Origin of the sequence: Hymenobacter algoricola, assembly GCF_039539525.1 — a bacterium.
GTDB lineage: Bacteria > Bacteroidota > Bacteroidia > Cytophagales > Hymenobacteraceae > Hymenobacter > Hymenobacter algoricola.
On record NZ_BAABDH010000021.1, the window covers coordinates 131,234 to 148,706 of the forward strand.

The 17,473-nt window shown below is 62.7% G+C and carries 16 protein-coding genes; 6 read left to right on the forward strand and 10 right to left on the reverse strand.

Features of this window, described 5'->3' with window-relative positions:
- Nucleotides 1-31: 31 nt before the first annotated feature.
- The 4 genes from ABD842_RS07180 to ABD842_RS07195 all read right to left on the reverse strand — a co-directional run bounded on the left by ABD842_RS07180 (nucleotide 32) and on the right by ABD842_RS07195 (nucleotide 4,470).
- Nucleotides 32-1,399, reverse strand: coding sequence for an ABC1 kinase family protein (locus tag ABD842_RS07180; protein WP_345112046.1), 1,368 nt, complete (start codon nucleotides 1,397-1,399; stop codon nucleotides 32-34).
- Nucleotides 1,399-2,031, reverse strand: coding sequence for a TetR family transcriptional regulator C-terminal domain-containing protein (locus ABD842_RS07185; RefSeq protein ID WP_345112048.1), 633 nt, complete (start codon nucleotides 2,029-2,031; stop codon nucleotides 1,399-1,401). Before ABD842_RS07185 ends, ABD842_RS07180 begins: the two co-directional genes overlap by 1 nt.
- Before the next feature lie 151 nt (nucleotides 2,032-2,182).
- Nucleotides 2,183-3,505, reverse strand: a complete 1,323-nt coding sequence (locus ABD842_RS07190; RefSeq protein WP_345112051.1) for a cryptochrome/photolyase family protein — start codon at nucleotides 3,503-3,505, stop codon at nucleotides 2,183-2,185.
- Nucleotides 3,506-3,753: 248 nt separating this feature from the next.
- Entirely contained in the window at nucleotides 3,754-4,470 is a 717-nt protein-coding gene (locus tag ABD842_RS07195; protein ID WP_345112054.1) for an SDR family NAD(P)-dependent oxidoreductase, read from the reverse strand.
- Between the two features lie 210 nt (nucleotides 4,471-4,680).
- Between ABD842_RS07195 and ABD842_RS07200 the strand changes: the two genes are divergently transcribed.
- On the forward strand, nucleotides 4,681-8,130 hold the full coding sequence (locus ABD842_RS07200; protein WP_345112057.1) for a pyruvate carboxylase: 3,450 nt from the start codon (nucleotides 4,681-4,683) through the stop codon (nucleotides 8,128-8,130).
- Between the two features lie 73 nt (nucleotides 8,131-8,203).
- Here the strand turns inward: ABD842_RS07200 and ABD842_RS07205 are convergent, their stop codons facing one another.
- On the reverse strand, nucleotides 8,204-8,698 hold the full coding sequence (locus ABD842_RS07205) for an META domain-containing protein (RefSeq protein ID WP_345112060.1): 495 nt from the start codon (nucleotides 8,696-8,698) through the stop codon (nucleotides 8,204-8,206).
- A 228-nt stretch (nucleotides 8,699-8,926) separates the two neighbouring features.
- Between ABD842_RS07205 and ABD842_RS07210 the strand changes: the two genes are divergently transcribed.
- Entirely contained in the window at nucleotides 8,927-10,153 is a 1,227-nt protein-coding gene (locus ABD842_RS07210; protein ID WP_345112063.1) for a M20/M25/M40 family metallo-hydrolase, read from the forward strand.
- 68 nt (nucleotides 10,154-10,221) lie between these two features.
- Here ABD842_RS07210 and ABD842_RS07215 read toward each other — a convergent pair whose 3' ends face one another.
- The 4 genes from ABD842_RS07215 to ABD842_RS07230 all read right to left on the reverse strand — a co-directional run bounded on the left by ABD842_RS07215 (nucleotide 10,222) and on the right by ABD842_RS07230 (nucleotide 13,316).
- Complete coding sequence (locus ABD842_RS07215; RefSeq protein ID WP_345112066.1) at nucleotides 10,222-10,536, reverse strand: hypothetical protein; 315 nt, start codon at nucleotides 10,534-10,536, stop codon at nucleotides 10,222-10,224.
- Nucleotides 10,537-10,659: 123 nt separating this feature from the next.
- On the reverse strand, nucleotides 10,660-11,508 hold the full coding sequence (locus ABD842_RS07220) for a hypothetical protein (protein WP_345112068.1): 849 nt from the start codon (nucleotides 11,506-11,508) through the stop codon (nucleotides 10,660-10,662).
- Nucleotides 11,509-11,700: 192 nt separating this feature from the next.
- Complete coding sequence (locus ABD842_RS07225; RefSeq protein WP_345112070.1) at nucleotides 11,701-12,615, reverse strand: DUF5996 family protein; 915 nt, start codon at nucleotides 12,613-12,615, stop codon at nucleotides 11,701-11,703.
- 203 nt (nucleotides 12,616-12,818) lie between these two features.
- Nucleotides 12,819-13,316, reverse strand: a complete 498-nt coding sequence (locus ABD842_RS07230; protein WP_345112073.1) for a GNAT family N-acetyltransferase — start codon at nucleotides 13,314-13,316, stop codon at nucleotides 12,819-12,821.
- Between the two features lie 126 nt (nucleotides 13,317-13,442).
- Here ABD842_RS07230 and ABD842_RS07235 point away from each other — a divergent pair, with 126 nt between their 5' ends.
- Nucleotides 13,443-14,321 (forward strand): alpha/beta hydrolase, encoded by an 879-nt coding sequence (locus tag ABD842_RS07235; RefSeq protein ID WP_345112075.1) that lies wholly within the window; start codon nucleotides 13,443-13,445, stop codon nucleotides 14,319-14,321.
- A 42-nt stretch (nucleotides 14,322-14,363) separates the two neighbouring features.
- On the opposite strand, the gene ABD842_RS07240 is transcribed toward ABD842_RS07235, so the two are convergent.
- Nucleotides 14,364-14,702 (reverse strand): tetratricopeptide repeat protein, encoded by a 339-nt coding sequence (locus ABD842_RS07240; protein WP_345112077.1) that lies wholly within the window; start codon nucleotides 14,700-14,702, stop codon nucleotides 14,364-14,366.
- A 77-nt stretch (nucleotides 14,703-14,779) separates the two neighbouring features.
- On the opposite strand from ABD842_RS07240, the gene ABD842_RS07245 reads away from it, so the two are divergent.
- From ABD842_RS07245 to ABD842_RS07255, 3 genes are all read left to right on the forward strand, one after another.
- A complete protein-coding gene (locus ABD842_RS07245) occupies nucleotides 14,780-15,520 on the forward strand; it encodes an electron transfer flavoprotein subunit beta/FixA family protein (protein ID WP_345112079.1) in 741 nt (246 codons plus the stop codon).
- Nucleotides 15,521-15,628: 108 nt separating this feature from the next.
- Nucleotides 15,629-16,606: an electron transfer flavoprotein subunit alpha/FixB family protein gene (locus ABD842_RS07250; protein ID WP_345112081.1), complete on the forward strand. Its 978-nt coding sequence runs from the start codon at nucleotides 15,629-15,631 to the stop codon at nucleotides 16,604-16,606.
- 176 nt (nucleotides 16,607-16,782) lie between these two features.
- The gene (locus ABD842_RS07255) at nucleotides 16,783-17,406 is read left to right on the forward strand and encodes a bifunctional nuclease domain-containing protein (protein ID WP_345112084.1); all 624 of its coding nucleotides are present in this window, start codon (nucleotides 16,783-16,785) and stop codon (nucleotides 17,404-17,406) included.
- Nucleotides 17,407-17,473 lie beyond the last annotated feature (67 nt).

Sequence of the window (17,473 nt, forward strand, 5' to 3'; positions counted from 1 at the left end):
GCCTACCGGAATAGTTTGGCAAAACCAAAACTCACGCGGCTCCGGTCTGCACCACGGCCCGCAGCTCGGTCAGCAAAGCATACAAACCCACGTACGTCCGGTTCAGGTAGATGAAGTGCTCCGACCCGCGCGGCTCCCGCTGCTGGCGCAGCTCGGGCTGCTGCATCAGGTCGTCGCCGAGGGCGTAGAGCGCCGTCATGTACGCGGGGTCGCCGAAGTCGAAGGTAGGCTGGCGGAAGGGGCGCCCCACCAGCTCCAGCGAGGCCTGCATGGTGCTGAGGTAAAAGGCGCGGCGGGCGGGCGTATCCTCAGGGCGCAGGATGCCGGCCTCGGTCAGCAGCGCGGCTAGGCGGGTTTCGTCGGCCAGGGTTTCGGCCGTGAGCAGGGATGTGAACAGCGTGTACACGTCGGCCGGAATTTCCTTCACGCAGCCAAAGTCCAGCACGCCCACGGTGCCGCCGTGCTCGGTCCGGAGCAGGAAGTTGCCGGGGTGAGGGTCGGCGTGCACCTGCCGGAGCGTGTTCATCTGGAAGGCGTAGAAGTCCCAGAGTGCCTGGCCCAGCTGGTTGCGGATTTCCTGGCTGGGATTGGCCGGCAGAAACTCCTTCAGGTGCTGACCGCCCAGCCAGTCCATGGTCAGGATGCGGGGGGAGGAAAGCTCGGGGTAGTAGCGGGCAAACTCCAGGTGGGGCAAGTGGGCGCAGCGGGCCCCGATTTCGGTGCCCCGCCGCAATTCCAGCGCGTAATCGGTTTCTTCCAGCAGCCGGGTTTCCACTTCCTCCAGGTAGGGCCGCACCTGAGCTTCATCGAGCCCCATCACGCGCAGGGCAATGGGCTTCACCAGCCGGATGTCGGAGCGGATGCTGTCGGCCACGCCGGGATACTGCACCTTCACGGCCAGCGGCTGGCCGTTCTGGCGGGCAAAATGCACCTGGCCGATGCTGGCAGCCTGGCGTGCGTTCAGGTCAAACTCTTCGAAAAGCTCGTAGGGCGAGCGGCCGAAGGCATCCCGGAAAACCTTGACCACCAGCGGGCCCGACAGCGGCGGGGTCTGGTACTGGGCCTTGGCAAACTGGTCGGCGTAAGCAGCGGGCAGCAGGTTTTTCTCCATGGCCAGCATCTGCGCCACCTTCAGCACCGAGCCTTTCATTTCGCTCAGCGTACCGTACAGCTCCGCCGCGTTGGCCTGGTTTAGGTCGTCGGTGCTGCTTTCGGCGCCTACCGAGCGGCGGGCGTAGTGCTTCACGTAGTTGGCGCCCACCTTCAGCCCCGTTTTGGCGAAGCGGGCCGCCCGCGCCACCTTGGTAGTTGGAATGGAGGAGAGCTGGCGGGATTCCGCCGCGTCATCAGCCGGGGCCGAATTCAGGTCCCGGCCCGGCGTATCAGACAGGTCCGGCATTAGCGGCGGCGAATCAGGAAGCGGGCGAAGTCCAGGGCCGAATCCAGGGAGTTGCGGCCTACCAGGTCGAAGCTGAGGGTGACGGCCTTTTCCACGGCGGCATCGGTGCGCTCAAAGTTGAGCGTATCATCCTTGGCGAAGAAGCCCAGCACGAACATCACCTGGGCCCAGAAAAAGCGTGGGTACTGGTCTTGTACCAGCGGTCGGGAGGCTACCTCCTCGGTCTGGCGGGCCTGACGCAGCAGGTCTGCCACGAAGTGCTCGAAGTCCTGGCGGAAGTCGTCGAGCACCCGGGGTGTGAGGCCCGGCACCGGCGGCATATACTTGCGCAGCGACCAGAGCGCGTAGCTGCGGTTCTGCTTCAGAATTTCGAGTAGGGTGAAGTAGAAGGCCAGCAGCTTTTCCCGGGCCCCGTACGTTTCCCACACCGGCTCCTTCGCCGCCCGCTCCCGGGCATCGCGCCCGAAGTCGCCCCAGATTTCGCGGTCGATGGCGGCGAAGGTGGCATAGTGGCGGTAGAATTCGGCCTCGGGAAGGCCCAGCTTCTGCGTCAGCTTGAAGACGGACGCGGGCGGGGTGTTTTTATTCAGCACGTAGCTGAGGTAAGCCTGTTTGATGCGCTCTTTTTCCATAGTGGTATAACCGGTGGGTTGGGTTGAGGTTGCGGATCTGTCGGGTTAAGTTCGGGCGTATTTCCGGTTAGACTGTCACGCAGAGCGAAAGAACGTCATACCGAGCGCAGCCGAGGTATGACGTTGTTAGGAATGACGTTATTCGGAGCCCTCATTCTCCCGCCGCCCGGTAGGCGGCGCGGAAGGTGTCGATGGCGCGCTGCCGGGCGAATTTGTGGTCGACCAGCGGCTTGACGTACCTGGTGGTGCCGAATTCGGGTACCCACTTTTTCACGTAGGCCAGCTGCGGGTCGTAGGCTTCCAGCTGATTCTGGGGGCTGTACACCCGGAACCAGGGCGCGGCCACGGCGCCGGTGCCCGCCATCCACTGCCAGTTGCCCACATTGTTGGCCATGTCGTAGTCGAGCAGTTTGTCGGCGAAGTACCCGTCGCCCCAGCGCCAGTCGATGAGCAGGTGCTTGACCAGAAAGCCGGCCGCCGCAATTCGGGCCCGGTTGGGCATGTAGCCGGTCTGGTTCAGCTCCCGCATTCCGGCGTCGACCAGCGGGTAGCCGGTGCGGCCCTCGCACCAGGCGTTGAATTCGTCTTCGTTGTTGCGGTAGGGTACCTGGCGCAGCCTGGGGTCGTAGCTTTCGGAGGCGGTGAAAGGGAAATGCCAGAGCAGCATCATGAAGTAGTCGCGCCAGATCAGCTCCCCCAGCAGCTTGGGGTTCAGCTCCCGGGCCTGCCGCATCAGCTCCCGCACGCTCAGCGTACCGAAGCGCAGGTGCACCGAGCGGCGCGTACTGCTGTTCACCAGGCCGGGCTGGTCGCGGGTGTTGTGGTAGTTCTCCACCAGGGCCGCGGCGGGCAGCTCGGCGGCGGGCACAAACTGCTCGTAGCGCTCAAAGCCCATTTCGGCCAGCGTCGGCCGGGCCGGAGCATCCGGCAGCGGCAGCAGGTTTTCGGCCCGGAAGAATTCCCGGGATGGATACGGCTCCAGCTGCTCGTCGCGCAAGGCATTCAGCCAGGCTTTGCTGTAGGCGCCAAACACCTTCGACGGCTTGCCGGACTTACCCAGCAGCTCGTCTTTAGCGAAAATCACCTGGTCCTTGAAAGCGTGAAACTCCGCGCCGCGCCCGTGCAGCACTTGCGCAATAGCCGCGTCCCGCTCCGCCGCGTAGGGCTCATAGTCCTCGTTGGTATACACGGCGGCCACCTCGTAGCGCTGGGCCAGCTGCGCAAATACCTCCTCAGGACGGCCGTAGTAGGCCAGAAAAGTGCCGCCTGCCTGGGCCGTAAGCCCGCCCAGCCGTTCCACCTGGTCATAGATGAACGTGACGCGGGCATCCTTGCGGCTGGGCAGTAAGTCCAGAATCTCGCGGTCGTAGATGAAGAGTGGTACTACGGGCAAACCGCTTTGCAGCGCCGCCGCCAGACCCGCGTTATCGTGCTGACGCAGGTCGCGCCGGTGCCAGAAGATGACGATTTTCATTCGGGGTCTTGGTTGGTTAGGGTCTTGGGGTCTTGGTTGCGGGAAAGGCTGTCATTCTGGGCTTGCGCAGAACCTTCCTGTTTTCCCGCTCAAAACTCTACGAACAAGCAGAAGCTTTGTTGAGGTCTGAAGTGGAGTGGCGAAAACGGCTGGCAGCGGGGCAGGAGCAAGGTCCTTAAGCCGGTTATGCCTCATCCAGGCTGAAAGTCAGAAAAATCCAGGACCCCAAGACCCCAAAAACCAAGCCCCTACTTCAGCCGTCCCATGCCGCCATCAACCGGCATAATCTGGCCGGTGATATAGGAGCTGTGGTCGGAAAGCAGGAAGGAGGCCATGTAAGCCAGGTCCAGGGGCTGGCCTACGCGTTGCAGGGGGCTGCGCTTGGCACCGGCTTCCTGCTTCTCGGGCGTGTTGAGCAACGCTGCCGCCAGGGGCGTATCGGTCAGCGACGGGGCCACGGCGTTGACGCGGACGCTGCTGCCGGCGTATTCGGCGGCCAGGGCGCGGGTAAGGCCTTCGAGCCCGGCCTTGGCGGTGGCAATGCTGGCGTGGAAGCTCATGCCGGTAGTAGCCGCCACCGTGCTGAACAGCACCACCGACGCGCCTTCGGCCTTTTTCAGCCGCTTCATCACGGCCTGCAACACCTGCACGGCGCCCATTACGTTCAGCTCGAACTCCGCGCGGAAATCGTCCAGCGGAATCCGCTCGAAGGGGCGCAGCTTGATGCTGCCGGGGCAATACACCACGCCGTGCAGCACTTCGGGCAGCGCCGTCAGCAGCTCGGCGGGCAGGGGCTGGGTGGCATCGAAGGGCAGGAAAGTGGTGCCCAGCGCTTCCAGTTCCGGCGACAGGTGGCGAGAAGCCGTGAACAGGTGGGCGCCCAGCTTGTGGAGTAGCTCGGCCGTAGCCAGCCCGATGCCCGAGGAGGCACCGACAACGAGAATATTCTTTTGCGAAAAATCCATGCGGAAAGCGGGAAGGAAGTTTGCGCTGACAACTAGGCCGCGCACCCAAGGTTTATATATTGTAACCTAAATCCGCAATTGGTAGAATAGGATGACTGCGAATACCGTCAATTCAGCAAAAATTCGCTGCTGCCCTCCGGGTCTTGCCGGGCTTTTGCCTAGCTTTCGGTCCTGAATGCCCACCACCCGCCAAAACGCCTTTTCTGAGTTATGAACATTCGCAAACTGCTGGTCGCTAACCGCGGCGAAATCGCCATCCGGGTACTGCGCGCCGCCACGGAACTAGGAATTCCCACCGTGGCCGTCTACACTTACGAAGACCGCTACTCCCTGCACCGCTACAAAGCCGACGAAGCCTACCAGATCGGCCGCGACGACGACCCGCTCAAGCCTTACCTCGACATTGAGGGCATTCTGCGCGTCGCCAAGGAGAATGGGGTCGACGCCATCCACCCCGGCTACGGCTTCCTGAGTGAAAACGCTACCCTGGCCCGCCGCTGCGGCGAGGAAGGCATCCGCTTCGTGGGCCCGCGCCCGGAAGTAATGGAAGCCTTAGGCGACAAAGTGGCCGCCAAGCGCGTGGCTGTGCAGTGCCAGGTGCCCATCATCGAAAGCAGCATCGACGACCTGAACGACTTCGAAACGGCTCAGCGCGAGGCTAACCGGATCGGCTACCCGGTGATGCTGAAGGCGGCTTCGGGCGGTGGCGGGCGCGGTATGCGCGTGATTCGGGACGATGAGCAGCTGGAGCGCGGCTTCTTTGAGGCCCGCAACGAGGCCCTGAAAGCCTTCGGCGACGACACCGTGTTCCTGGAAAAATACGTGGAGCGGCCCAAGCACATCGAGGTGCAGATCGTGGCCGACGACTACGGCAACATCGTGCACCTCTACGAGCGGGACTGCTCGGTGCAGCGGCGCTTCCAGAAAGTGGTGGAAGTAGCCCCGTCGCTCGACCTGGCCGACCACCAGCGCCATTTGCTGTATGAGTACGCCCTGCGCATCTGCCGGGCCGTGAACTACAACAACGTGGGCACCGTCGAATTCCTGGTCAACCCCGAGCTGGACCGCATCTACTTCATCGAGGTGAACCCGCGCATTCAGGTGGAGCACACCGTGACGGAGATGATAACCGGCATCGACCTGATCAAAACCCAGCTCTACATTGCCGACGGCTATAGGCTTTCGGCCCCCGAAATCGGGCTGGAGGTGGGCGGGCGGCCCCTGAAAACGGGCTACGCCATTCAGTGCCGCATCACCACCGAAGACCCCGAAAACGACTTCAAGCCCGACTACGGCACCATCGTGGCCTACCGCTCGGCCGGGGGCTTCGGCATCCGCCTCGACCAGGGCTCGGTGTACCAGGGCGCCAAGATTTCGCCGTTTTTCGACTCCCTGCTGGTGAAGGTGTCGGCCCACGCGCCTACGCTGGAAGGCGCGGCCTCCAAGATGGCTCGCACCCTGGACGAGTTCCGCATCCGCGGGGTGCGCACCAACATCCAGTTTCTGCAGAACATCATTGCCCACCCCGAGTTTGTGAGCGGGCACGCCAACGTGGACTTCATCAAGGACACGCCCGAGCTGTTCAAGTACAAGGCCCGCCAGGACCGCGGCTCGAAGGTGCTGGGCTTCGTGGGCGACATCATCGTCAACGGCAACCCCGACGTGAAGGGCCTCGTGGACCCCAACCGGGAGCTGCGCAAGCCCCGGCTGCCCGCTTTCGATCCGGTGGCGCCCTATCAGCCCGGCACCAAGGACAAGCTCACCGAGCTGGGCCCCGAGGGCTTCGCCAAATGGCTGCGCGAGGACCCGCTGATTCACTACACCGACACCACTTTTCGCGACGCCCACCAGAGTCTGCTGGCCACGCGCATGCGCACCTTCGATTTGCTGAAGGTGGCGGAGCGCTACGCCAAAATGCACCCGCAGACGTTCTCGATGGAGGTGTGGGGCGGCGCGACCTTCGACGTGGCCCTGCGCTTTCTGCACGAAGACCCCTGGGAGCGGCTGGCCAAAATCCGGGCGGCCGTGCCCAATATTCTGCTCCAGATGCTGATTCGGGGGGCCAACGGGGTGGGCTACAAGGCGTATCCGGACAACCTCACCGAGCGGTTTGTGCAGCAGGCCTGGGAAACCGGCGTCGACGTGTTCCGCATCTTCGACTCGCTGAACTGGATGCCGGGCATGGAGTCCTGCATCAATTTCGTGCGCAAGAAAACCCAGGGCCTGGCCGAGGCCAGCATCTGCTACACCGGCGACATTCTCGACCCCAAGCGCAACCAGAAATACTCGCTCGACTACTACCTGCGCTTAGCGAAACAGGTTGAGGATGCCGGCGCCCACATTCTGGCCATCAAGGACATGGCCGGCCTGCTGAAGCCCTACGCGGCCACTGAGCTGATTACGGCCCTGCGCGACACGGTCAAAATCCCGATTCACCTGCACACCCACGATACCTCATCGTTGCAGCCCGCTACCTACCTGAAAGCGGTGGAAGCAGGCGTGGACGTGATTGATGTGGCCATCGGTTCGCTGTCGGGTCTGACGTCGCAGCCCAACTTCAACTCGGTGGTGGAAATGCTGCGCGGACAGCCCCGGCACCGTGAATTCGACCAGGAAAGCCTCAACGAATTCTCCAACTACTGGGAAACGGTGCGCGAGTACTACTACCCGTTCGAGTCGGGCCTCAAAGCCGGCACTTCGGAAGTATTTCAGCACGAGATTCCCGGCGGGCAGTATTCCAACCTGCGCCCCCAGGCGGCGGCCCTGGGCCTCGGCGACAGGTTCGAGCAGGTGAAAAGCACCTTTGCCGACGTGAACGAGCTGTTCGGCGACATCGTGAAGGTCACGCCGTCGTCGAAAGTGGTGGGCGACATGGCTCTGTTTATGGTCACCAACAACCTGACCACGGCCGACGTGCTGGAGAAAGGCCACACCCTGAGCTTCCCCGAGTCGGTGCAGAGCCTGTTCCGCGGCGACATCGGCCAGCCCGAGGGCGGCTGGCCCAAGGAGCTGCAGAAGCTGATTCTGAAGGATGAAAAGCCCTTCACCGACCGGCCCAACGAGCACCTCAAGCCCATCGACTTCAAGAAGGAGATGAAAGCCTTCGAAACCAAGTTCGGCGCCGGCGGCAAATTCACCGACCTGCTGTCGTACCTGCTCTACCCGAAAGTATTCGAGCAGTACTGGGCGCACCTGCAGGAATTCGGCGACGTGTCGGTGGTGCCCACGCGGGTGTTTTTCTACGGCCTCAGGCCCGGGGAGGAAACCATCATCGACATTGCCCGCGGCAAATCGGTCATCGTGAAGCTGCGCTCGGTGGGCCAGGTAAACGACGACGGCAACCGTACGGTGTTCTTCTCCTTCAACGGCCAGACCCGCAACCTCGAAGTGCGCGACCGGTCGGTGGAAGTGAAGACGGTGCGCAACCAGAAAACCGACAAGGCCAACCCGCGCCAGATCGGGGCCCCGCTCCAGGGCATGCTTTCGAAGGTGCTGGTGCAGAACGGACAGCCGGTCAAGAAAAACGCGCCGCTGTTTATCATCGAAGCCATGAAGATGGAAACCACCATCACCGCCCCCGACGATACCACGGTGCAGAGCCTGCAGCTGGTGGAAGGCACGCTGGTAAACGCCGACGACCTGGTACTGACGCTGGGCTAAGACGGAACGTAAGATATAAGCAAGGGGCTGGAAATGACGTAGGCGTCGTTTCCAGCCCCTTGCTTATGGAGGGCTACCGCAGGTATACGGCATGCAGCACGGCGGTGGGCTGGGCAGCGGCCTCGTCGTACAGCCGGAGGGTGTCGCCGCTGATCTGGTAGGTGCGGGCCGCTTCCAGGGCCCGCATAAAGCCGGCTTCCGTGACCGTAGCGCCCGGGTCAGCGCAGGCCATGCGGGTAGCCAGCAGCGGGCCCAGGCGCAGCTGGCCCGCGGCGGGCAGCTCAAACGGGCCGGTGAAGCGGTTGCAGCTGCCGTGGCCCTCCGCCCGCTGCTCGGTGGCGCGGAGCAGCAGGTAAGGCTCCCGCGCGTCGGCGGCCGCTACGGGTTGGCTCCCGAGGGTCCGCAGCACCCAGCGCGTGTTGCGCAGCGCTGCCGGGGGCGTGGTAGCCGAAGCCGTCGGGGAAACCGGCCGGCTCGTTGCTCCGGTGGCGGGCGCAGGCGTCTGACAAGCGGTGGTCAGGCCGCTGGCCAGCAGCAGCCCGAGCGAAACGAAACGGGTAAAATCCATTGGCTTACCATATCTGAGGCGGAGGAATAGCAGAAAAACGGCGAAATTTCTGCCGATCGGCGGGAAAATCTACTCAATAACTTTGCAAAAGGGTTATTTTGCATGATGCAAAGAATCCTTTTCGCCCTGCTATGTGGCTGCTTATATCCTATAGCACTGCTAGCCCAAAAAAAACCTGGTCCTTCTCCTGTTGCTTCTTCCACCGTTTCTGCCGCTACCGTGGAGCGGGTGGTGCGCGCCCTGTCGGCCGATGATATGCAGGGCCGGGCCACTGCGCAGCCCGGTGGCCTGAAAGCTGCCCAGTATCTGAGCGGCGAGTTTCAGCGGCTGGGACTGGGCCTGCTGCCGGGGCTGACCACTTACGAACAAACTTTTCCGGCTTACGAAACCCGCACCGCCGCACTTTTCGTCACCGTCAACGGCGTCAGCATTGCCAAAGACAAAGCCCTGCTGGTGTCCGGAGAAGCCAAGCTCAACTGGACCGATGAGGACGACCCGGCCGCCCGCGTGATGGTAATCGGGGAGCAGGCGCTGCCACCCCAGCTGTTTCGCCAGATTCTGGAGCCCACGGAGAACCTGCTCGTCATCCTGGACCCGGCCCATGCGGCCGAGTTTGCCCGGCTGGCCAAGCGCCTGCGCACCAACCGGCTGCACGCCGAAAAGCCCACGGCTTTTTCCAGCGTGGTGGTGCTGATGCCGACGCCGAATGCCGCCGTAAAATTCCGGGTGGCGGCCAACACCAGCATCCGCACCATCGAGCTGCGCAACGTTGTGGGCGTGCTGCCCGGCAAAGACAAGGCCCGGGCCGCGGAGCTGGTAGTTTTCTCGGCCCACTACGACCACCTGGGCCTGCTGCCCGCCGTGGCCGGCGACTCGATTGCCAACGGTGCCGACGATGATGCCAGCGGCACCACGGCGGTGGTAGCGCTGGCCGAGCACTTCAAAAAGAAGGACGACAATGCCCGCACCCTGGTGTTTGTCGCCTTTACGGGGGAGGAAATCGGGGGCTATGGCTCGGGCTACTTTTCGCGGCAGGTGGTATCCGAGCAGGTAGCAGCCATGTTCAACATCGAAATGATTGGCAAGCAGGCCAAGTTCGGGCCGAATACGGCTTTTATCACGGGCTTCGACAAGTCAGACTTCGGTAAGCTGCTGCAGCAAAACCTGGTGGGCACGCCCTTTCGCTTCGAACCGGATCCGTATCCTGACCAGAACTTGTTTTACCGCTCCGACAATGCTACCCTGGCCCGGCTTGGCGTGCCGGCCCACACCATCAGCACCGACCAGATTCCGACCGACAAGCGCTACCACAGCGTGGACGACGAGGTGGAAAGCCTGGATTTGCCCAACATGACAGCCGTTATCACCGGCATTGCGCGCAGCGCTACCGGCATTATCTCCGGGGCACAAACACCAACCCGGATTGTGCCGGAAGCAGTAACTAAAAAACGCTAACGGCGAAGGCCCGGATTTCCTCAGGAAATCCGGGCCTTTCTGAAACTACGGAGCCTTGGCTCCGACCGTTAGTGCTTGCGGAGCGACATGCTGGAGTTGGGCAGCGCCCGGGTCGGGGCCGCGTCGGAAGCCGGTTTTTTTTTCGGCTTAGCCAACCGGATAGGTTCCTGCTCAGGCTCGCCGTAGGTTTTGCTGAGCGGTTGAAACGGCTCCTGCAGCAGAGCCAGCTCGCTGGCTTTCACGTAGCGTGGATCGGCTGGCTCCGGGTCGCCGAAACCCGTCAGGGAAGCCTGCCGGGGAATATCCGCCGACTGCGCCCGGGCGGATGGGGCCGTTAGCAGCAAGGTTGCCGCAACTGCCAACAACGAGTAGAACTTACTCATGTCCTGTTTTAAGAATATTTATTATTGTTCAAATATAAATAAAGATCCTGAATCAGCAAGTACCGGCTAAAAAAGTAGCCCGGCTATGCGCGCCCGGCTACCGGCGTGCCCCGCTGAAGCGAGCTAGTGGAGGGGCAGGCGGAAGCTCAGGCCGCCGCCCACAGTGAGGCCCTTGCTGGGAACAGCTGAAGCCGGGGAGAGGCTGCTGCCGGCCGTCAGATCGAAGCGCAGGCCCGGATAGGGGCGCCAGGAAACGCCGCTGGTGAAGCTGGGAGCCAGCTTTTGCTGCTGCCGCCAAGTGGTGTAGCCTTCGGCGAAGAAGTTGAACTGGCGACCCAGCGGGCCGTGCAACGCCAGCGTGCCCAGATACTGCCCCAGCTTGGTATCGGCGGCCCGGAAACCGCGCTGCCGGAAGCCCAGGTTGGATTCGAGCCGGAAGTTGTTGCCGATAATCTGAGACACCAGCAGACGCCCACCGGGCTCCAGGATCTTGTTGGGGAAGGATTTGTCGCCGTTCTGCATGGTCATCTCGGCCAGCACCACCACCTGTGAACGACTATTCTGGGTGCTGGAAGCCAGAAATTTGGCGCCTAACGTGAGCGGGGCCAGCCCGGCTGGCCCTGCTGCCGGGCTGCCGTCCGGGGTAGTGCGCCCGGCCCCGGGCAGCGGGGCCACGTAGCTCTGGGCCGCCCGCAGCTCGATGGTATTGAAGAAACCCACGCGCAGCACGCCGGTTGAGGCGGGGCGACCCAGGGCGCCGGTGGGACCGAACGGGTCATGGTGATTCCCCGTGGCGTCTACCTGAAACTGGCCCGGGTAGAGCATGTTGGTGGTGATGGTTTGCCCGGAGCGGTCAGGGCGAATCTGGCGGACGAAAGGCGAGTCTTTGTACTCGATGGTCTCCGTTTGGGCCAAGGTGCGGGTGGCGGCGCTGAGTAGCACGGCCAGCCCAAGCAGAATGGTCTTGCGCATGCCCTCTGACGCCAGCGCCGGCTTTAAAGTTCGGCCCGCCTGGGTAAAACGTGCATTTTACGGGGTGATAAAGCCTGAGGTTGCAGAAATGAGGGCTTTTTTTGACTGCCGTATTCTGCTGACCCTCGCCGGCCCGGCGGCCCGCTGCAACCTGCCTACACAAGTTGCGGCAGCCCGCCGGGCGGCCCAGTGCTAATCCAGCCGCTCCAGGGCCGTCCGGTCCCAGCGGGCCAGCATGGCGGCGGCTTCGTAGGTGCTCTGCAGAAAGGAAAGCAGCTGCTGCTCGGGGTGAGCGGCGGTACGGACGGCTTCGTAAGGCAGCAGGAATTCGCCCAGGGCCTCGCTGTAGAAAGCCTCCTTCGGGTGGACGTGAAGCTCAGCCAGCCCAGCCGGGACCGGGGCCGCATAGGCGTAGAAAGCGGCTTCCTGGTTGCCGGTGCCGGGCCAGAAGCCGTGGCTGATAACCTCGTGGGAGTAGGCTTCACGGGTGATGCGGTCGGCGCCTTCGCGGGCGGGGGCCCGGCGGCCCGAGAAGCGCGTGACGGCCAGATCGAAGCTGCCCCAGAAAAAATGGACGGGGCTGCATTTGCCCGCAAACCGGCCCCGGAATACTTCCAGCACCCGGCCGGCCCTGCTCAGTACCAGCCAGCAGCGGTGGGCCGCCGCGGCATCGTAGCTGGCGTGCTGCTCGTCTTCGTCGAAGGGAATGGGCTCCTCAAGTTCTACGGGCACCTTCCAGATTTTCACCCGGATGCCCAACTCGGCCAGCAGGCGCAGCACCTCGTGGTAAAAGCGGGCCACGCTGCGCGGCTCCAGCTTCAGGGTACGGCGGGCCCCGTCGCTGCACTGCAGCAGCAGCTGGTGGTCGATGAAGTCGAAATCAATCTGGAAGGAGCGGTCTTCGTAGGGCATGGCCGAGGTGGTCAGGCCGCGGGCGGTGAGGTAGAGCGGGACATTCCACCAGTGGTTGACCAGGGGCGTGCAGGCCAGCCGGATTTTGCCCACAATCTGCGTCCACAGGTGCAGGGTGGTCAGCGTGGGCTGCCAGTCGGCCAGGGGCAGGGGCGGCCAGGCCGGCGGCGACGAGGTGATGGAGGGGAGCGGCATGGGTTGGTGCAAAGGTTGGGGCAGAATAGAGCGGTGGCTGAATATAGTAAAAAAGCCTTCCGCACGGGCGAAAGGCTTTGGGGGTTGCCGTGACAGCGTCGAAGGAGTGAGCCTGCCAGAAGGCAGGAAAGCCCATGCTGCAAACTGCGCCCGGATTTTGAGGCGTCGGCACAGGCAGCATAACCCTAAAAACAGCTGAACAATCAGACCGCGGTGCCGACGATAAGGCTGCGGCGCTCCAGCAGCAGCGTGTCCTGCCACCGGCCGCGCAGCTGCCCGATTCGTTCCCGGTGGCCGACTATCCTGAATCCCTGCGCCCGGTGCAGGCGCAGGCTGACTTCGTTGCCGGGGAAAACGCTGGCCTGCAAAGTCCACATACCGTTTTGCTCTGAGGTATCAATCAGCTCGCGCAGCAGCTCCCGGCCCACGCCCCGCCCGCGGGCCGCGGCGCCCACGTACACGCTGACTTCGGCCACGCCCCCGTACACGCACCGTCCCGATACCGGTGACAGGGCCGCCCAGCCCAGCACCAAGCCGGCGGCGTCGGTGGCCACGAGGCGGCTGTGGCGCAGGTGGCTCCGGTGCCACTCGTCCCATTCGGGCGCTTCGGTAGTAAATGTGGCGGTGCCGGTGGCAATGCCCTCCTCGTAAATGGCGCGAGCCGCGGGCCAGTGGGTTTCGGAGAAAGGGAGGAAGGTCATGGAGCAGGAGAGGCAAGCTGGGAATAGGGAAGCAAGATAGCCAAGCCCCGGATTATTTACCTTCGCCCCGGCCCGGTTTTGCCAAAAGCGGCCGCCTTGTTTTTCGCCCCGTTTCCCATTTCGTTTATGACTACGCTCCGTCTGCTGTTTTTCGGGCTGCTGCTCAGCCAAAGTGCTTTTGTTTTCGCCGCCCGGGTCGATACGGTGGCCATTCCGAGTGCGGCCATGCAGAAAACCTACCGCGCGGCGGTGGTGCTGCCCGGCTCGTACGCCAAGAATAAAAAGGCCGCTTACCCCGTGCTCTACCTGCTGCACGGCGCCTACGGCCACTTCGGCGACTGGCTGCGGAAAACCCCCGACAAAAACCTCGTCCATGCCCTGGCCGACCAGTACAACCTGATCATCGTGCTGCCCGAGGGCGAAACGTTCAGCTTCTACCTGGATAGCCCGCTGGATAAGGCCAGCCAGTTTGAAACCTACCTCACCCGGGACGTCATCGGCAAAATCGACAATACCTACCGCACGGTCCGCAGCAGCAAGGGCCGCGTGATTACCGGCCTGTCGATGGGCGGCCACGGGGCGCTGTACCTGGCGGCGCGCCACCCGGAGCTGTTTGCCGCCGCCGGCAGCATGAGCGGGGCGCTGGACCTGTCGATTACCAACCGCAAGCTCACTCCGCAGGAGGCCCAGGCCCGCCGGAGCCTGTTCGAGCCGATTCTGGGGGCCGAAAGCGCCAACCCCGGCCTGTACGCCGCCAACTCAGTCGTGAACATGGCCGATCAGCTCCGGGCCAGCCGGCTGCCGCTCATCCTCGACTGCGGCACCGACGACTTTCTGATCGACATAAACCGGGAAGTCCACCGCCGCCTCCTCTACAACCACACCCCGCACGACTACACCGAGCGGCCCGGGGCCCACACCTGGGACTACTGGCAGAACGCGCTGCCTTATCACCTGCTGTTTTTTCAAAAGCTTCTGGTGGGCAGCGGCGTGGCGGTGCAGTAGGAGCGGAGCGGCCAGCGGCCCCTGCCACGCAACGGCAGCGCGCTATTCGTCCTCGTAGTCCAGGCCCAGCAGCTGGTTTAGCGCCTGCTGCAGCTCACTGGCGGCGTGCAGCTGCCCGGCCTGCCGGCTCACCTGCAGGCCGCGGCGGTAAACCTTTTCGGCGTCTTCGGGCTTTTGTAACTGCTCCAGCAGCTTGCCGGCGTGATAGTAGGTGCCCACGTAGTCGGGGTGCTCGTCGAGCAGGGTCTGGTAGTAAGTCATGGCCCGGTGGGGCTCGGCGGCGCGGTACTCGGTGGCAATGGCGTAGATGGTGAACGGGTCGTTCGGATCATCGGCGTAGAAGCGCAGGAGTTGGGCGAGGCGCGTGGGCGTAATATCCATCGGGAGGGAGTTTTCTGTATCTTCGCCCGAAATTAGGGGCTTTCCCGTAGTTTATCTTCCATCCCAAGCAGCCGTAGATGAAGTTTCTCGTTTGCATCAGCAACGTACCCGACACGACCACCAAGATTTCCTTCACGCCCGATAACAAGGAGTTCAACAAGGCCGGAGTGCAGTTCGTGATTAATCCCTGGGACGAATACGCCCTGACCCGCGCCATTGAGCTCAAAGAAGCGCAGGGCGCCGGTACGGTCACCGTCCTCAACGTTGGCGAGGCCGACACCGAGCCCAACATCCGCAAGGCTTTGGCCATCGGGGCCGACGACGCCATCCGCGTGAATGCCGCGCCGAAAGATGCCTACTTCGTGGCCCAGCAGATTGCCGCCGTAGCCAAAGAAGGAGCCTACGACGTGATTCTGATGGGCAAGGAAAGCATCGACTACAACGGCTTCCAGGTGCACGGCATGGTGGGCGAAATGCTCGGTATCCCGACCGTAGCCCCGGCCATGAAGCTCGATATGAGCGGCACGACAGCCACGCTGGAGCGTGAAATCGAAGGCGGTAAGGAGATTGTGGAAGTAAGCGCCCCGTTTGTGGCCTCGTGCCAGCAGCCGATGTGCGAGCCCCGCATTCCGAACATGCGCGGCATCATGACGGCCCGCACCAAGCCGCTGAAAGTGGTGGAAGCCGTGGGCGAAGGGCCCCGCACCGAAGTAGCCGAGTACGCGCTGCCGCCCAAGAAGCAGGGGGTGAAGCTCATCCCGGCCGAAACCGCCGGCGACCTGATCAAGCTGCTCCGCAACGAAGCCAAGGTGATTTAATTGGTTTTTGGTTACTGGTTTTTGGTTTTTGGATGCTGTCCAACTCCCTGAAGCCAGTCTCAATCTGAGTTTCCAAAAACCAAGAACCAAAAACAAAAAACCAAGAATATGTCCGTTCTAGTAGTTGTTGAATGTGATAACGGCGAAGTAAAAAAGTCTTCGCTGGAAGTGGCTTCCTACGGCAGCCAGGTGGCCCAGATGCTCGGCACCACGGCCACGGCCGTGGCCGTGGGCGTCGCTACCGAAGCCAACCTGGCCAAGCTCGGCGAGCAGGGCATCAGCAAGGTGCTCTACGACGCTGAGCCCCGGCTGAAGGACTTCGTGAACGGCGCCTATACCAAGCTCATCGCCGCCGCTGCCGCCCAGGAAGACTCCAAGATCATCGTGCTGGCCAATTCCAACATCGGCGCTTCGGTAGGCTCGCGCCTGTCGGTGCGGCTGCAGGCCAGCTTGGCCACCAACGTGGTGGAATTGCCCAAAGCCAGCGGCAGCAGCTTCACGGTGAAGCGCGGCGCCTTCTCGGGCAAAGCCTTTGCCGACGTGGTGCTGTCCGGGGAGCGGAAAATCATTGCCGTCAAGAAAAACTCCATCGAGGCCCTGCACGAAGCCGGCAAAACGGCCCCGGTAGAAAGCTTCTCCGCCGCCCTGGCTGATACTGACTTCGCCGATGCGCCCAAGCAGGTGGTGATGCAGGACCAGGCCGGCGGCATCCTGCTGCCCGAAGCCGACAAGGTGGTTTCCGGTGGCCGCGGCATGAAAGGCCCCGAAAACTGGAGCCTCATCGAAGACCTGGCCAAGGCGCTGGGCGCGGCTACGGCCTGCTCCAAGCCCGTGTCCGACGTCGACTGGCGCCCTCACCACGAGCACGTGGGCCAGACGGGCATCACCGTGTCGCCGAACCTGTACATTGCCTGCGGTATTTCGGGCGCTATTCAGCACCTGGCCGGCGTGAACTCCAGCAAGGTGATTGTGGTCATCAACAAAGACCCCGAGGCACCGTTCTTCAAAGCAGCCGACTACGGTATCGTCGGCGACGTATTCGAGGTGCTGCCCAAGCTTACCCAGGCGGTGAAAGAGTTGGGCTAAGCAGCCCTGAGTTGGGAATCCGGAACGTGGCGTAGCCAGATTGTTCCGGATTCCCAATTTTTTTACCCGTTTCGCCCGCCGATTACGGGGCCTTTACTTTCTTTGTACGTAGGAAGGCCCTCACCGAAGTCCCAACGACCCTACCGCAGGTCCGCGGAAGCTAAGTCCCAAGACCCTTGAAAAAAATTCAGCTTGAAATCCTGGGCCTGTCGTCCAGCCAGTCGCAGTCTGGTTCTTTTGCCCTGATTCTGGGCGAGAAAACCGGCAACCGGCGTCTGCCGATCATCATTGGCATGTTCGAGGCCCAAAGTATTGCTATTCAGATCGAAAAAATCAGCCCTAACCGCCCGCTCACCCACGATTTGTTTAAGTCGTTTGCCGAGCACGTCCACGTGGCGGTGCTGGAAGTGCTGATCTCGGATCTGAAGGAAGGCGTATTTTATTCCAAGATCGTCTGCACCGACGGCGCGACCACCTTCGAGCTGGATGCCCGGCCTTCCGACGCCATTGCCATCGGCCTGCGCTTCGGCGTGCCGATTTTCACGGTGGAAAGCGTGCTCAGCGAGGCCGGCATCATCCTCAGCGACCTCGACGAGAATGCCGATGAGGACACCGACGAGGACGACGAGGACGAGGACGATGACCTGACGGCCGGCACCAAGCCCGAGCCGGCCCCCCGCGACCCCAGCGGCCAGGTGTCGCTGGATGAGCTGACCAAGATGCTGGCCCAGGCTCTGGAAAAGGAAGACTACGAGAAAGCGGCCAAAATCCGCGACGAGCTCAACAAGCGCAACGGCTAGATTCGGCCGCGGCCTGCTTCACCCGAAAGGCTGTTCCGTTGGCGGGGCAGCCTTTCCTGCTTACTTT

What these genes read in the sequence shown, in the direction of transcription:
- ABD842_RS07240 (WP_345112077.1), bottom strand. Translation starts at nt 14,702, where the DNA reads ATGGATATTACGCCCACGCGCCTCGCCCAACTCCTGCGCTTCTACGCC.
- ABD842_RS07245 (WP_345112079.1), top strand. Translation starts at nt 14,780, where the DNA reads ATGAAGTTTCTCGTTTGCATCAGCAACGTACCCGACACGACCACCAAG.
- ABD842_RS07235 (WP_345112075.1), top strand. Translation starts at nt 13,443, where the DNA reads ATGACTACGCTCCGTCTGCTGTTTTTCGGGCTGCTGCTCAGCCAAAGT.
- ABD842_RS07230 (WP_345112073.1), bottom strand. Translation starts at nt 13,316, where the DNA reads ATGACCTTCCTCCCTTTCTCCGAAACCCACTGGCCCGCGGCTCGCGCC.
- ABD842_RS07215 (WP_345112066.1), bottom strand. Translation starts at nt 10,536, where the DNA reads ATGAGTAAGTTCTACTCGTTGTTGGCAGTTGCGGCAACCTTGCTGCTA.
- ABD842_RS07225 (WP_345112070.1), bottom strand. Translation starts at nt 12,615, where the DNA reads ATGCCGCTCCCCTCCATCACCTCGTCGCCGCCGGCCTGGCCGCCCCTG.
- ABD842_RS07200 (WP_345112057.1), top strand. Translation starts at nt 4,681, where the DNA reads ATGAACATTCGCAAACTGCTGGTCGCTAACCGCGGCGAAATCGCCATC.
- ABD842_RS07220 (WP_345112068.1), bottom strand. Translation starts at nt 11,508, where the DNA reads ATGCGCAAGACCATTCTGCTTGGGCTGGCCGTGCTACTCAGCGCCGCC.
- ABD842_RS07185 (WP_345112048.1), bottom strand. Translation starts at nt 2,031, where the DNA reads ATGGAAAAAGAGCGCATCAAACAGGCTTACCTCAGCTACGTGCTGAAT.
- ABD842_RS07195 (WP_345112054.1), bottom strand. Translation starts at nt 4,470, where the DNA reads ATGGATTTTTCGCAAAAGAATATTCTCGTTGTCGGTGCCTCCTCGGGC.
- ABD842_RS07205 (WP_345112060.1), bottom strand. Translation starts at nt 8,698, where the DNA reads ATGGATTTTACCCGTTTCGTTTCGCTCGGGCTGCTGCTGGCCAGCGGC.
- ABD842_RS07250 (WP_345112081.1), top strand. Translation starts at nt 15,629, where the DNA reads ATGTCCGTTCTAGTAGTTGTTGAATGTGATAACGGCGAAGTAAAAAAG.
- ABD842_RS07190 (WP_345112051.1), bottom strand. Translation starts at nt 3,505, where the DNA reads ATGAAAATCGTCATCTTCTGGCACCGGCGCGACCTGCGTCAGCACGAT.
- ABD842_RS07180 (WP_345112046.1), bottom strand. Translation starts at nt 1,399, where the DNA reads ATGCCGGACCTGTCTGATACGCCGGGCCGGGACCTGAATTCGGCCCCG.